11 protein-coding genes are annotated in these 13,993 nt (G+C 67.1%); 9 read left to right on the forward strand and 2 right to left on the reverse strand.

The window, feature by feature from the left end; translation table 11 throughout:
• Positions 1–191 precede the first annotated feature (191 nt).
• Positions 192–884 carry a TorF family putative porin gene (locus QP552_RS04205; RefSeq protein ID WP_111111256.1) on the forward strand — a complete coding sequence of 231 codons (693 nt, stop codon included), beginning with the start codon at positions 192–194 and terminating at the stop codon, positions 882–884.
• A gap of 131 nt (positions 885–1,015) precedes the next feature.
• Here the strand turns inward: QP552_RS04205 and tdh are convergent, their stop codons facing one another.
• Entirely contained in the window at positions 1,016–2,038 is a 1,023-nt protein-coding gene (gene tdh / locus QP552_RS04210; protein WP_010483949.1) for an L-threonine 3-dehydrogenase, read from the reverse strand.
• Between the two features lie 294 nt (positions 2,039–2,332).
• Between tdh and QP552_RS04215 the strand changes: the two genes are divergently transcribed.
• The 7 genes from QP552_RS04215 to QP552_RS04245 all read left to right on the forward strand — a co-directional run bounded on the left by QP552_RS04215 (position 2,333) and on the right by QP552_RS04245 (position 10,951).
• Positions 2,333–4,498: a S46 family peptidase gene (locus QP552_RS04215; protein ID WP_111111258.1), complete on the forward strand. Its 2,166-nt coding sequence runs from the start codon at positions 2,333–2,335 to the stop codon at positions 4,496–4,498.
• Between the two features lie 213 nt (positions 4,499–4,711).
• Entirely contained in the window at positions 4,712–5,356 is a 645-nt protein-coding gene (locus QP552_RS04220) for a histidine phosphatase family protein (RefSeq protein WP_049430321.1), read from the forward strand.
• Positions 5,357–5,397: 41 nt separating this feature from the next.
• Positions 5,398–6,669, forward strand: coding sequence for a bifunctional tetrahydrofolate synthase/dihydrofolate synthase (gene folC, locus QP552_RS04225; protein WP_286075078.1), 1,272 nt, complete (start codon positions 5,398–5,400; stop codon positions 6,667–6,669).
• A gap of 81 nt (positions 6,670–6,750) precedes the next feature.
• The gene (locus QP552_RS04230; RefSeq protein WP_106550076.1) at positions 6,751–7,794 is read left to right on the forward strand and encodes an SPOR domain-containing protein; all 1,044 of its coding nucleotides are present in this window, start codon (positions 6,751–6,753) and stop codon (positions 7,792–7,794) included.
• A 46-nt stretch (positions 7,795–7,840) separates the two neighbouring features.
• Positions 7,841–8,620 carry a CvpA family protein gene (locus tag QP552_RS04235; protein WP_106550077.1) on the forward strand — a complete coding sequence of 260 codons (780 nt, stop codon included), beginning with the start codon at positions 7,841–7,843 and terminating at the stop codon, positions 8,618–8,620.
• 30 nt (positions 8,621–8,650) lie between these two features.
• A complete protein-coding gene (purF, locus tag QP552_RS04240; RefSeq protein WP_049430313.1) occupies positions 8,651–10,117 on the forward strand; it encodes an amidophosphoribosyltransferase in 1,467 nt (488 codons plus the stop codon).
• Positions 10,118–10,126: 9 nt separating this feature from the next.
• On the forward strand, positions 10,127–10,951 hold the full coding sequence (locus tag QP552_RS04245; protein WP_286075082.1) for a ferritin-like domain-containing protein: 825 nt from the start codon (positions 10,127–10,129) through the stop codon (positions 10,949–10,951).
• Positions 10,952–11,019: 68 nt separating this feature from the next.
• Here QP552_RS04245 and QP552_RS04250 read toward each other — a convergent pair whose 3' ends face one another.
• Positions 11,020–12,477: a DUF2235 domain-containing protein gene (locus QP552_RS04250; protein WP_286075084.1), complete on the reverse strand. Its 1,458-nt coding sequence runs from the start codon at positions 12,475–12,477 to the stop codon at positions 11,020–11,022.
• Between the two features lie 225 nt (positions 12,478–12,702).
• Between QP552_RS04250 and QP552_RS04255 the strand changes: the two genes are divergently transcribed.
• Positions 12,703–13,956, forward strand: coding sequence for a zinc-dependent metalloprotease (locus tag QP552_RS04255; protein WP_286075086.1), 1,254 nt, complete (start codon positions 12,703–12,705; stop codon positions 13,954–13,956).
• Positions 13,957–13,993 lie beyond the last annotated feature (37 nt).

Consider the following 13,993-nt stretch of genomic DNA (forward strand, 5'->3'; position numbering starts at 1 on the left):
CACGGCTCAGCACGGGGAAACCGGTGATTCTACCGGGCAACGATGGCCATCAACCGGGCCGGGCAGGGCACCGCCACGGGCGGCACATGTTGCATCGCAATAGCAAACGGGTTAAAAATTCGTGAACCGCGCCTGTCTGGCGCCGGTTGCCCGCTCCCCCCTTCCCGCCCCCGCCACCCTCGGAGACGCCCATGAAGCACGCCCGTGCCTGCCTCGCCATTGCCGCCGCCCTGACCCTCGCGCCGTTCGCCGCCAGCGCCCAGGACAACGAATCGCCGTACAGCTGGAACGTCACCGCCGTGTCGGACTACCTGTTCCGTGGTGTGTCGCAGACCGATGAGGATCCGACCCTGCAGGCCGGATTCACCTACACCAGCCCGGTTGGCCTGTACGCCGGCGTGTGGGGTTCGGGTGTGGATTTTGGTCCGGGTGACCCGAAGACCGAGGTCGACTACCTGATCGGCTACGGCGTGGACGTCACCGAGCGCGTCAACTTCGATGTGCTGCTGAACCGTTACACCTACCTGAAGTCCAGCCACCAGAACTACAACGAGCTGATCACCACCACCACGCTGGATGACACCTACAAGCTGACGGTGGCCTACACCAACGATGTATGGAACAGCAGCACCGATGGCTGGTACTTCGGCCTGGGCGGCAGCTGGGGCCTGCCGAAGGACTTTACCCTGAATGCCAACGTCGGTCGCAGCACCTTCGAGGACGGCATCGCCAAGGACTACACCGACTGGAACGTCGGCGTCGCGCGCCAGTTCGGCATGTTCAACGTCGGCCTGGGCTACTACGGCACCGATGGCAACGGCCGCGACAACTCCGGCAAGCTGGCGCACAGCCGGGTGATGCTGAGCGTGGCCGTCGGCAAGTAACGCCGCAGGCGTTACGGTAGGTGCCAGGCTTGCCTGGCACGCATTACGAAAAAGGCGCCCATCGGGCGCCTTTTTCAATTCCAGGGTGTGCCGAGCAAGCTTGGCACCCACCCATCGCCCGCGGCGAAGGATCAATTCCAGCTGAGCACGACCTTGCCGGCCTTGCCTTCTTCCATCAGGTCGAAGCCCTTCTGGAAGTCGTCGATCGGCAACTGGTGGGTCATCACCTTGCCGAGCGGGAAGCCGGACAGCACCAGCTGGGTCATCTTGTACCAGGTCTCGTACATCTTGCGGCCGTAGATGCCCTGCACGGTCAGGCCCTTGAAGATGATCTTGTCCCAGTCGCAGCCGGCGCCCTTGGGCATGATGCCGAGCATGGCGATCTTGCCGCCGTGGTACATGCAGTCGAGCATGTCGTTGAACGCGCGCGGGTTGCCGCTCATTTCCAGGCCCACGTCGAAGCCCTCCATGTGCAGTTCCTTCATCACGTCCTTCAGCGACTGGTTGGCGACGTTGACCACCCGGGTTGCACCCATGTCGGCGGCCAGCTTCAGGCGGAAGTCGTTGACGTCGGTCACCACGACGTTGCGCGCGCCGATGTGCTTGCAGATGCCGGCGGCGATGATGCCGATCGGGCCGGCACCGGTGATCAGCACGTCTTCGCCGATCACATTGAATTCCAGCGCACAGTGTGCGGCGTTGCCATACGGGTCGAAGAACGCAGCCAGCTCCGACGGGATCTGGTCCGGGATCGGCCACAGGTTGCTGGCCGGCATCACCATGTATTCGGCGAAGGCGCCGTTGACGTTGACGCCGATGCCGACGGTGTTCGGGCACAGGTGCGGGCGGCCGCCACGGCAGTTGCGGCAGTGGCCGCAGACGATATGGCCTTCGGCCGAGACGCGCTGGCCGATCTCGTAGCCGGTCACGGCCGAGCCGAGTGCGGCGACGCGACCGACGAACTCGTGGCCGATGGTCAGGCCCGGCTTGATGGTGCGCTGGCTCCACTCATCCCACAGGTAGATGTGCAGGTCGGTGCCGCAGATCGCGGTCTTCTCCAGCTTGATCAGGACCTCGTTCGGGCCCGGGGTCGGAACCGGAACTTCTTCCAGCCAGATGCCCTTGGCCGCTTCGCGCTTGACCAGGGCCTTCATCGTTTGCTGCGCCATCGGGGTGGAACTCATCAGGGGGAAAGCGCGGATTATAGGGTGCCGCGCGGAATTCCCATGTTGCGCTGCGGGTGCATTGGCGGAACGAAAGGCGTGCGCCAGCGGGCGTTTCGAACGGCGCCGCCGCGCTCGCCGGGCATGGCCCGGCGCTACCGGAGCGGGAAATCGTACGGGTAGCGCCGGGCCATGCCCGGCGAGCCGGGGCCCATGACTTCCGGGGTTCGGGCCGGGGCAGGGCGGCGGGCTACAATCGAGGGTTCCACTACCAGGGGCCGCTCCATGCGCTCGAACCTGCTTGCATTCTCCATCGTCGCCAGCCTCGGGCTGGCCCAGGTCGCCCATGCCGCTGAAGGCATGTGGGTGCCGCAGCAGCTGCCGGAAATCGCCGGCCCGCTGCAGAAGGCCGGCCTGAAGCTGTCCCCGGAGCAGCTGTCCAACCTCACCGGCGACCCGATGGGCGCGGTGGTCGCCCTCGGCGGCTGCACCGCCAGCTTCGTTTCGCCGCAGGGCCTGGTGGTAACCAACCACCATTGCGCCTATGGCGCCATCCAGCTGAATTCGACCGCGCAGAAGAACCTGATCAAGGACGGCTTCAACGCCCCGAAGCACAGCGATGAACTGAGCGCCGGCCCGAACGCCCGCGTCTACGTGCTCGACCAGATCACCGACGTCACCGCGCAGGCCAAGGCCGCGATTGCCGCGGCGGGCAACGACCCGCTGGCCCGCAGCCGCGCGCTGGACGCCTTCGACAAGGCCCAGGTCGCCGCCTGTGAAGCCGAAGAAGGCTTCCGCTGCCGCCTGTACACCTTCTCCGGCGGCAACACCTACCGCCTGTTCCGCAACATGGAAATCAAGGACGTGCGCCTGGTCTACGCGCCCCCGGGCAGCGTCGGCAAGTACGGCGGCGACGTCGACAACTGGATGTGGCCGCGCCACACCGGTGACTTCTCGTTCTACCGCGCCTACGTTGGCAAGGACGGCAAGCCGGCGGCGTTCTCGGCCGACAACGTGCCGTACCAGCCCAAGCACTTCCTGAAGTTCACCGACCAGCCGCTGGGCGCCGGTGACTTCGTGATGGTGGCCGGCTACCCGGGGCGCACCAACCGCTATGCGCTGGCCGGCGAGTTCAACGAAACCGCCAGCTGGACCTACCCGACCATCGCCCGCCACTACAACGCGGTGCTGAAGATGATCGACGAGGCCGGCAAGGCTGATGCCGACGTCAAGGTGAAGTACGCCGCGACCGCCGCCAGCATGAACAACGTGGCCAAGAACTACTCGGGCCAGCTGGAAGGCTTCAAGCGCATCGACGCGGCCGGCCAGAAGCAGGCCGAAGAAGCCGCCGTGCTGGCGTGGCTGAAGAAGCAGGGCGCCGCCGGCAAGCCGGCACTGGCCGCGCACGCGCAGCTGGTCAAGCACCTGGACACCAGCAAGGCCACCCGCGAGCGTGACCTGTTCGTCGGCCAGTTCAACAACACCCAGGCGGTCAGCGCCGCCATCGGCCTGTATCGCCTGTCGATCGAGCGCACCAAGCCGGACGCCGAGCGCGAAGTCGGTTACCAGCAGCGCGACCTGCCGACCCTGGAAGGCGGCCTGAAGCAGATGGACCGCCGCTATGTGGCGAAGATGGACCAGCAGCTGCAGGCCTACTGGCTGGACCAGTACGTCGCCCTGCCGGCCGCGCAGCGCAACAACGACGTGCTGAACACCTGGCTGGGCGGCAGCGATGCCAACGCGGTCAAGGCGCTGGTGACCAAGCTGTCGGGCACCGAGCTGGGCAGCCTGGATGCGCGCCTGAAGTGGTTCAAGGCCGACCGCGCCGCGTTCGAAGCCAGCAGCGATCCGGCCATCCAGTACGCGGTGGCGATCATGCCGTCGCTGCTGAAGCAGGAAGAGCAGAAGAAGATCCGCGAAGGCGAATCGCTGACCGCGCGTCCGCTGTACCTGCAGGCACTGGCCGATTACAAGAAGAGCCAGGGCGAGTTCGTGTACCCGGATGCCAACCTGTCGCTGCGCATCACCTTCGGCAACGTGATGGGCTATGAGCCCAAGGACGGCGTGGCCTACACCCCGTTCACCACGCTTGAAGGCATCGTCGCCAAGGACACCGGCGTCGATCCGTTCGATGCACCCAAGGCGCTGCTCGATGCGGTCAAGGCCAAGCGCTACGGCGGCCTGGAAGACAAGCGCATCGGCTCGGTGCCGGTGAACTTCCTGTCCAACCTGGACATCACCGGTGGCAACTCCGGTTCGCCGGTGCTGGACGCCAACGGCAAGCTGGTCGGCCTGGCCTTCGACGGCAACTGGGAATCGGTCAGTTCCAACTGGGTGTTCGACCCGGTGATGACCCGCATGATCTCGGTCGACAGCCGCTACATGCAGTGGATCATGCAGGAAGTGGCGCCGGCACCGGAGCTGCTGAAGGAATTGAACCTGGCCAAATAAGGTAGTGCCGGCCGCTGGCCGGCAACGCCTGCACGTCCGGTGCGCGATTCATCCACGCATGGCGTGGATCTACCAACCCCGCGACCCACGTCGCGGGGTTTTTTCATGCCCGGCCCGGCCCGGTGCGCCGAACAGGTATCATCCCTGTTCCGCGTACTTCACAGGATGTGAACGAAACGCGGAAACCTCCTCCCCCCAGGACCCCTTGTTCGCATGCGCATCCTGCTTGCCCGTCACGGCGAAACGCCGTGGAACGCCGAAGGCCGCTACCAGGGCCAGATCGACATACCGCTTTCGCCGATCGGTGAAGCCCAGGCCCAGGCACTGGGTGCCCGCCTCGCCTCGGTGGATATCACCCGTGCCGTCGCTTCGCCGCTGTCGCGCGCGCAGCGCACCGCGCAGCTGGCGCTCGGCGCCGCCCGTGCCGACATGCTGCTGACCGAGCCGGAGCTGCAGGAAATCGCCCACGGTGAGTGGGAAGGCCTGCTGGCCAGCGAAATCAACGAAAAGGATCCGTCGCGGCTGCAGGCCTGGCGCGAGGAACCCGATACCGTGCTGATGCCCGGCGGTGAATCGCTGCGCCTGGTACTGGAGCGCAGCTGGCGCGGCCTGGCCCGTGCCACCGAAGGCCTCGGCGAGCACGACACCCTGCTGGTGGTCGCCCATGACGCGGTCAACCGCGTGATCCTGTGCAAGGTGCTGGGCCTGCCGATCTCCCGCCTGTGGACCTTCCGCCAGGCACCGACCACGCTCAACCTGCTCGAAGGCCCCGACCTGGACAGCCTGGAAGTGGTGCGCCTGAACGACTGTGCCCACCACACGCCGTTCTTCGGTGAAGCCAAGCACCGCGCCCTCTGATCCATTCCCCCGCATCAACTGCTTCTGCTGGAACCGCTGCCGTGACGAACACCCCGACCACCCTGGCCGACTGGCTGGACTACATTGAACGCCAGCACCCGGCGACCATCGACATGGGCCTGGAGCGCGTGCGCGCCGTGGCCACGGCGATGGGCCTGGGCGCGCCGGCCAAGCGCACCATCGTGGTCGGTGGCACCAACGGCAAGGGCTCCACCGTGGCTTTCATCGAAGCCATCGCGCGTGCCGCCGGCTGGAAGGTCGGCGCGTACACCTCGCCGCACCTGCTGCGCTACAACGAGCGCGTGCGCATCGATGGGCAGGACGTGGACGATGCCGCGCTGGTCGCTGCGTTCAATGCCATCGAGGCCGCGCGTGGCCAGACCACGCTGACCTATTTCGAGTACGGCACGCTGGCTGCGCTGCAGTTGTTCGCCGACGCCGGGCTGGACCTGGCGGTGCTGGAAGTGGGCCTGGGCGGTCGCCTCGATGCGGTCAACATCATCGACGCCGACGTGGCCGTGATCACCACCGTGGACATCGACCACGCCGAATGGCTGGGCGAGGATCGCGAGGCGATCGGGACCGAGAAGGCCGGCATCATCCGTGGCTGGAAGCCGGTGATCCTGGGCGAGACCGATCCGCCGTCGAGCGTGCTGCGCCGTGCCTACCTGGTCGGCGCCAATGCGATCCGTGGCGGCAGCGACTATTTCTACGAGCCGATCGATGCCCAGCGCTGGCGCTGGCGCGATGTTGGCCTGCGCATGGAACTGCCGACCCCGGCGCTGGCCGGCCCGATCCAGCTTGCCAATGCAGGTGCCGCCATCGCCGCGTTGCGCGCGCTGGACAAGCCGGTGCCGCGCGCGGCGTGGGCCGCCGGTGTCGCAGCGGCGCGCATTTCCGGCCGGCTTCAGGAATTCGAGCGCGATGGCGTGCAGATCCGTGTGGATGTGGGCCACAACCCGCAGGCCGCCGGCCAGCTCGCGCGTGCGCTGAAGGCCGAGGTCTCGGCCGGGCGCACCCTGGCGGTGTACGCCGCGCTGCAGGACAAGGACGCAACGGGCGTGGTGCAGGCGCTGGAGGACGTGGTGGGCGAGTGGACCCTGGCCGGGCTGGAAGGCCCGCGTGGGCAGAGCGCCGCCCAGCTGCAGGCACGCCTGGCCGGCACTGCCGCCGCCACTGCGCTGCTGGCTGACAGCGTCGAGCAGGCGCTGGCGCAGGTGCTGGCCCAGGCCGAGCGTGGGGACCGGGTACTGGTGTTCGGCTCCTTCCATACCGCCGCCGCCGCCCTGCAATGGCTGCAGGGCGCCACCTGATACGCGTTCAGCCAACGCCGACGCCGGCCGGTCCGGCACCCGTATAATCGATGGCAATCTCCGGACAGTTGCCTGCCTCACGTGGATACGCCTCTGAAACAGCGTCTGATTGGTGCCATCGTGCTGGTGGCACTGGCCGTGATTTTCCTGCCGATGCTGGTCAAGGGACCCGCACCGGACAGCGGCGTCGCCAATGTGCCGATCGCCGCGCCGGATGCACCGGCCGATGGCCAGTTCGAAACCCGTGAACTGCCGCTGGTGGCCCCTGCGGGCGGCGCCACGGGGCTGCAGACCGGCCAGGCCAAGCCGCTTGCGGATGCTGCGGCACCTGCCACGCCGCCGACTGTCGACACCTCGCCGGCGGTTGCCGCCGGCAACTATGCGGTCACCTTCGGTGCCTACGGCAGCAAGGCCGACGCCGACGCAGTGATCGCCTACCTGAAACGCTCGCAGCTGCCGGGCTTCGCCGAAACGGCGACCATCAACGGGCGCCAGGCATGGCGCGTGCGTGTCGGGCCGTATGCCGATCGCGCACAGGCCGAGGCGGCCCGCCTGCAGGCGGTGAAGATCCGCGCCGATGTGAAGGCCGAAGTGATCACCCTGGATGCCGCAGCGGGCAGCAGCGCCCCGGTGGCAGCCACCCCGGCACCGGCCACGCCAGGCGCCAGCACCCCGTCCGCAGCCACCGCGCCGTCGGCCAGCAGCAACCCGGTGCGCAGCGAAAGCCTGCCGCCGAGTACGCCGACCGCAACGACCACCCCGGCCGCCAAGCCGGAGCCGCCGAAGCCGGCGCCGAAGCCCGAAACCCCGAAGCCGGAGCCGAAGACGGATGCCGCCGCCAGCAAGCCGGCAACGGCCCCGACCACGCCCGCCGCACCGGCGGCCAGCGGCGTCGGCTTTGCCGTGCAGCTGGGCGCGTTCGGCCAGGCCAACGATGCCAACGCCCTGCGCGACAAGGTCCGGGCCGCGGGCTTCAGCGCCTTTGTCGAGCAGGTGCGCACTGAAAAGGGCACCCTGCATCGCGTCCGCGTCGGGCCGGTGGCCAACCGCGCCGATGCCGAGCAGCTGAAGGCGCAGGTCGCCGCCAAGGTCGGCGTGGCCGGCATGGTGCGACCGCACCCATGACCCACGCGCAGCCCCGTTGCCAGCGCCGCCGAAGGAGCGGGGCGCCATGATCGACGTGGTGCTGCTGATCGTGATCGCCGCCTCGGCCCTGCTGGGGATGCTGCGCGGCTTCGTCGGCATCGTCATCGGCACCCTGTCGTGGCTGCTGGCCGCGTGGGCCGCCTTCGCCTTCGGCAATGACGCGGCCCATTGGTGGGCCGCGCCGGCCGCACCAGGCGGCGAACACTTCGTTGGTGGCTACCTGGGCGTGGGCATCGGCGTGATGATCGTGGTCGCCGTGGTCGGCATGGTCATCAAGGCCCTGGTCCACCGCAGCATGCTGACCAGCCTGGATCGCCTGCTGGGTGGCGTGCTGGGCGTGGTCCGTGGCGGCCTGATCGCCGCGATCCTGCTGCTGCTGGGCAGTTTCACCCCGCTGACCGCCGAGCCTTCCTGGCAGCGTTCGGCAGTGCGCCCACTGCTGAACCCCACCGTTGCCTGGATGAACAGCAAGCTGCCGCACTGGGAGGTTCCCGGGGCCGATCTGCTGCCCAAGGCCTTGCCGACCGACGCGCTGTCCCCATCTGCATTGATGGAGTTGGGCAAGAACGCAGGCGCCGGGTTGGGAAAGCCGGGCGCGGCAGGCGATAATGGCATCCTCAACCAGGTAGTGGCAGGCAGCGGATGGCTGCGGCCTGCGAAAGCGGAACAGGGCGATTCCTACGATCCGGCCGAAGTGCGTCCGGACGCCCCAGCACTGCCGGACAGTATCGAGCCGGGCGATCCGGCCAATGTCGACCGCAGGCGCGGCGACCACCGCGGCCAGGTACGGCCACCTTCCTTGTAACTGGGCACAGCCCAGCGGAGACCTCGCACCATGTGTGGCATCGTCGGAATCGTCGGCAACCAGAACGTCGCCGGGCAGTTGTATGACGGCTTGACCGTCCTCCAGCACCGTGGCCAGGACGCGGCGGGCATTGCTACCGCCAATGGCAGCCGCCTGCGCGTGCAGAAGGCCACGGGCCTGGTCCGCGATGTGTTCGATGCCCGCACCATGTCCACCCTGGAAGGCAGCGTCGGCATCGCCCATGTGCGTTACCCGACCGCCGGTTCGGAAGGCATGGACGAGGCGCAGCCGTTCTACGTCAATTCGCCGTACGGCATCGCGCTGGCCCACAACGGCAACCTGATCAATACCGAGGCGTTGCGCCAGCAGGTGTTCGAGCAGGACCGCCGCAACGTCAACACCGATTCGGACAGCGAAGTGCTGCTGAACGTGTTCGCCTACGAACTGGAACAGCAGCGCCAGCTCAGCCCGGAAGCGGCCATCCGTGCCGTGGCCGGCGTGCACCGTCGCTGCAAGGGTGGCTATGCGGTGGTCAGCGTGGTGCTGGGCCTGGGCCTGGTCGCCTTCCGCGACCCGCATGGCATCCGCCCGCTGGTGCTGGGCAAGCGCAGCCATGCCGAAGGGGACGAGTACATCGTCGCCTCCGAATCGGCCGCACTGGACGTGCTGGGCTTCCAGCGCGTGCGCGACGTGCAGCCGGGCGAAGCACTGGTGATCACCGCGCGCGGCGAGCTGTTCTCGGAGATCTGCGCCGAGCCGGCCGAGCACACCCCGTGCATCTTCGAGTACGTGTACTTCGCGCGCCCGGATTCGATGATCGACAACGTGTCGGTGCACAAGGCGCGCATGCGCATGGGCATCAAGCTGGGCGAGAAGATCCTGCGCCTGCGCCCGGACCACGACATCGACACCATCATCCCGATCCCGGACACCTCGCGCGATGCCGCGCTGGAAATCTCCAACGTGCTCGGCGTGAAGTACCGCGAAGGCTTCATCAAGAACCGCTACATCGGCCGCACCTTCATCATGCCGGGGCAGGGTGAGCGGGTGAAGTCGGTGCGCCGCAAGCTCAACCCGATCCACCTGGAGTTCCGTAACCGCGTGGTGCTGCTGGTGGACGACTCGATCGTGCGCGGCACCACCAGCCAGCAGATCGTGCAGATGGCCCGTGATGCGGGCGCACGCAAGGTCTACCTGGCCAGCGCCGCGCCGCCGGTGCGCTACCCGAACATCTACGGCATCGACATGCCGGCTGCAGAAGAACTGGTCGCGCACAACCGCAGCGTGGAAGAGATCGAAGCCCACCTGGGCTGCGACTGGCTGATCTACCAGGATCTGGAAGACATGGAAGCGGCAGTGAGCGAGGGCAACCCGGCGCTGCGCAACTTCGACTCGTCCTGCTTCAACGGCCACTATCCGACCGGTATCGAACCGGGCTACTTCGAGCGCATCCAGCAGCTGCGTTCGGACGACGCCAAGCACAAGCGCCGCGCCTGAGGTCCAGGCGTGGTTGACGTGCCCGACGTCGGTGGTGATCTGCTGCGCGCGGCGCAGCAGTGCCTGGCCGAAGCCGATCCGCTGCGCAAGGTTGCGCTGACCCAGGCCTACGCCGCTGCGTTCCGTGCCGGCCGCCTGAAGGTGGCTGCCGACGCGCTACCGCCGGAGCCGATCCGCATGCCGGGCCGGCCGGCGCAGCTGGTGCTGGTGCACCCGCGCGAAGTGCCGCGGCGCGGACTGGGTGGTGTGGAAGGGCGGGCCGCTTTCATCCACGCCATCGCGCATATCGAACTCAACGCGATCGACCTGGCCTGGGATGCGGTGTACCGCTTCCGCGGCCTGCCGCCGGCGTTCCATGCCGACTGGGTCAGCTGTGCCGACGACGAATCGCGGCACTTCATGCTGCTGCGCCAGCGCCTGCAGGTGCATGGCCACGACTATGCCGACTTCCCCGCGCACAACGGCCTTTGGGAAATGTGCGAAAAGACTGCGCACGATGGCCTGGCACGCATGGCGCTGGTGCCGCGCGTGCTGGAAGCGCGCGGCCTGGACGTGACGCCGGGCATGATCGAGAAGCTGCGCAATGTCGGCGATGGCGAAACCGCCGATGTGCTGGAAGTGATCCTGCGCGAGGAAGTGGCGCATGTCGCTGCCGGTTCGCGCTGGTATCGCTGGTACTGCGATCGCGCCGGTGTCGAACCGCGTGCACGCTTCAAGGAACTGCTGGTGGAGTACGCCGGCGGCTACCTGCACGGGCCGTTCAACATGGAAGCGCGCCTGCTGGCAGGGTTCGATGCGGATGAGCTCGCCAACCTGGTCGAGCAGGCGGGTTGAGAAAAAGGGGACGGAGGGGATTAAGTCGTTAGTGCCACAAACGACTTAATCCCCTCCGTCCCCTTTTTCTATGCATTCGGCAGCACCACGCGCTTGCCGTCCACGGTCGGCCGGTTGATGTAGAACAACCCCGGCCCTGGCCGGTACGGCAGTTCGCTGACGCCGGCATCGGCGGCGTAGGTCAGTGCGGTGTCGCCCAGCGCATCGAAATTCCAGTGTGCCGACTGCATCAGGTAGCGCCGGCGCAGCAGCATTTCCTGGGTCTGGGTCAGTGCCTGTCCGTCGACCAGCCGCCGTGCGATCGGCTGCAGGGCCGACGGCAGCTCCCACCCGGGAACTTCGGCGGCATCGGCGGTCCATTGCACGCCGGCATTGATGGCCTGCTGCTGCATCACCTGCAGTGCGATCAGCTGGTAGCGCCAGTCGATCCTCCGGCGCAGCACTACTGCAGCGGTCACATACAGCACCGGTGACAGCAGCACGCTGCGGCTGCCGGCACGGCGCTGCTGCTGCCATTGGTGCCAGACATCCACCCAGATCTCTTTTTCCCCAACGCCCAGTTGTTGCCGCCAGCGCTCGGCATCGGCCTGCGTTTCAGCGTAGGCCGTGGTCGCCTGCAGCAGGGCCAGCGGTGGCGTCTGGTAGTCAGCCACTGCTGGCCGGCGCAGCTGTTGCCGGCGTGGACGACTGAGCAGCTTGGGGCCTTCCTCCAGCTGGTTGTAGCCACCACCGATGTTGGCGTGTACGCCGGGCAGGGCGATCTCGGTGAACGGCGGTGCCACGCTGGTCAGCGGATAGTGCTGCCGATGTTCATCGCGTGCAGTGAGCTGCACGACGCGACCGGCGATGCCGCTGTGCAGGGCCAGCCGCGGCTGCTCATCGGCGCGGCCGCCATTGACTGCGACCACAGTGTCGAACAGTCCGATGAAGCGCAGCACCGGTGTGGCGGGGGCGAAGTTCGCAGTGCAGGACAGGCCGGCGGTCTGCAGCAGCTGGCGCCAGCGCACGCTGTCCCAGCCCTGCAGTTGGTTGGCGATGTCACGTGCGGCAGCAGCACCGCGTGAATAACCGAACAGGTCCAGCTGCACACCCTGCAGCGGTCGCTGCCAGCGTGCGGACAGTTCCGCCAGTGCGGCCGGCAGCAGCACCTGCAGCGCGCGCTGCACTTTCGCTCGCACGCCGCTGGCACCGATTCCGAAGGCCAGCCCGATCAGATCGTCGTCGGCATCATCGCGGGTACCCACGCCTTCCACGTAGATCGACAGCGAGGGGGCGGCCATCGCATCACGGCGGCTGTCGGGATACAGCTGCTGCAGGCGCGCGATGTTGGTCAGGCCGTTGTCGTAGCTGCTGGTCAGCCGGCTCTGGTAGGTCGAATCATCATCGGCCCGCAGCTGCGCCGGCCGCGGCTGCGGCACCTGCGGACGACCGCGTGCCAGGTTGTGTGCGTTGTTGCGGGTGCCGTCGAAGAACAGGCCGATCCGCAGCAAGCCGACATCTTCGTCCGTGTCCTGCGATGGTGCCATGTGCATTCCCCGTCGTGGCTGCGTCACGGTAGCGCGAAAGCTGTGTATTGGCGAAGTGTAGTGACGCTTTTGACCTCACTGAACGCAGATGCGGTCGATCACAGTTCCTGATTTTCATTCCCATCTTCTATTGAATTCACACGACCCGCGCAGGCCATATGGCCAAACCCGGCAAACCCGGGCGTGCTGCATCAACGCTGTTCACATCATTCAAGGAGCGACGCAATGTTGTCCAGATCGATTGGCAAAGCGGCAGGTGGCCTCGTGTTGGGTTTGTCGGTGGCGGCGGCCGCGCATGCGGCACCGTTGTTCGAACCGGTAACGGTCATCAGCCGGGCATCGGCCAACAGTGAGCCTGCACTCGGCAAGCTGCTGGCCACCCCGTCTACGGCGACGGTGCAGGAAGTACGTGTCGACGCGGCGGCTACGGCACAGCCGCAGCTGGAATTCGAGCTGCTCGGCAAGCGGGTGCAGGCGGTGCGCAGCAAGGTCGAGGCGCTGCCCGACGGTGGCAGCATCTGGTACGGCCAGTTCCGCTCGCCGTCCGACCGGTTGACCGCCGCCGCCTCCAATGGCCAGGACGATCCGGGCAATTCGTTGATCCTGGTGCGTTCGGGCGACACCATCACCGGTTCGATCCGCAAGGACGGCAAGCTCTATCGCCTGCGTCCGCTGGGCAACCGCCACGTGCTGGTGGAAGTGGACGAATCGCGGATGCCGGCCGATCACCCGGCCGATTACAACCAGCTGCCGAAGATCCCGATGGCCGACAACGACCACATCGGCATCGCGCAGGCTTCGTCGGGAACGCCGGCGACCATCCGCGTGCTGGTGGTGGCGACCAATGCCGCGGTCACTGCCTATGGCGGCAACATGCAGTCGCTGGTGCAGCTGGCGGTGGCCGAGTCCAACCAGGGCTACGTCAACAGCAATGTCGGCATCACCCTGCAGCTGGCCGGTTACGAGACCACCAGCTACACCGAGTCCGGCAGCTTCGATACCGACCTGGCGCGCTTCCGGGGCACCAGTGATGGCTACATGGACAGCATCCACACCAGCCGCAACAACACCGCGGCCGACGTGGGCGTACTGCTGATCAACAACACCGCCTATTGCGGCCTGGCCTCGGGCATCGGTTCGACCGCATCGACCGCATTCGCAGCGGTGTACTGGGATTGCGCGACCGGCTACTACTCCTTCGCGCACGAGATCGGCCACCTGCAGAGCGCGCGGCATGACATCGCCACCGACTCGAGCACCTCGCCCTACGCCTATGGCCACGGCTACCGCTATGAACCGGCCACCGGCACCGGCTGGCGCACGATCATGGCCTACAACTGCACCCGCAGCTGCCCGCGCCTGAACTACTGGTCCAACCCGAACATCAGCTACAACGGCATCCCGATGGGCAACGCCAGTACCGCCGACAACCAACGCGTGCTGGTCAACACCAAGGCCACCATCGCGGCCTTCCGCTGAGTCCGTACTGTCCGCGGCCGCCTTGCGCGGCCGCGGA

This window comes from Stenotrophomonas sp. 59, from assembly GCF_030291095.1.
Taxonomy (GTDB): domain Bacteria; phylum Pseudomonadota; class Gammaproteobacteria; order Xanthomonadales; family Xanthomonadaceae; genus Stenotrophomonas; species Stenotrophomonas maltophilia_Q.

What these genes read in the sequence shown, in the direction of transcription:
- QP552_RS04250 (WP_286075084.1), bottom strand. Translation starts at nt 12,477, where the DNA reads ATGGCACCATCGCAGGACACGGACGAAGATGTCGGCTTGCTGCGGATC.
- QP552_RS04205 (WP_111111256.1), top strand. Translation starts at nt 192, where the DNA reads ATGAAGCACGCCCGTGCCTGCCTCGCCATTGCCGCCGCCCTGACCCTC.
- QP552_RS04235 (WP_106550077.1), top strand. Translation starts at nt 7,841, where the DNA reads ATGATCGACGTGGTGCTGCTGATCGTGATCGCCGCCTCGGCCCTGCTG.
- QP552_RS04255 (WP_286075086.1), top strand. Translation starts at nt 12,703, where the DNA reads ATGTTGTCCAGATCGATTGGCAAAGCGGCAGGTGGCCTCGTGTTGGGT.
- tdh (WP_010483949.1), bottom strand. Translation starts at nt 2,038, where the DNA reads ATGAAGGCCCTGGTCAAGCGCGAAGCGGCCAAGGGCATCTGGCTGGAA.
- QP552_RS04220 (WP_049430321.1), top strand. Translation starts at nt 4,712, where the DNA reads ATGCGCATCCTGCTTGCCCGTCACGGCGAAACGCCGTGGAACGCCGAA.
- QP552_RS04215 (WP_111111258.1), top strand. Translation starts at nt 2,333, where the DNA reads ATGCGCTCGAACCTGCTTGCATTCTCCATCGTCGCCAGCCTCGGGCTG.
- purF (WP_049430313.1), top strand. Translation starts at nt 8,651, where the DNA reads ATGTGTGGCATCGTCGGAATCGTCGGCAACCAGAACGTCGCCGGGCAG.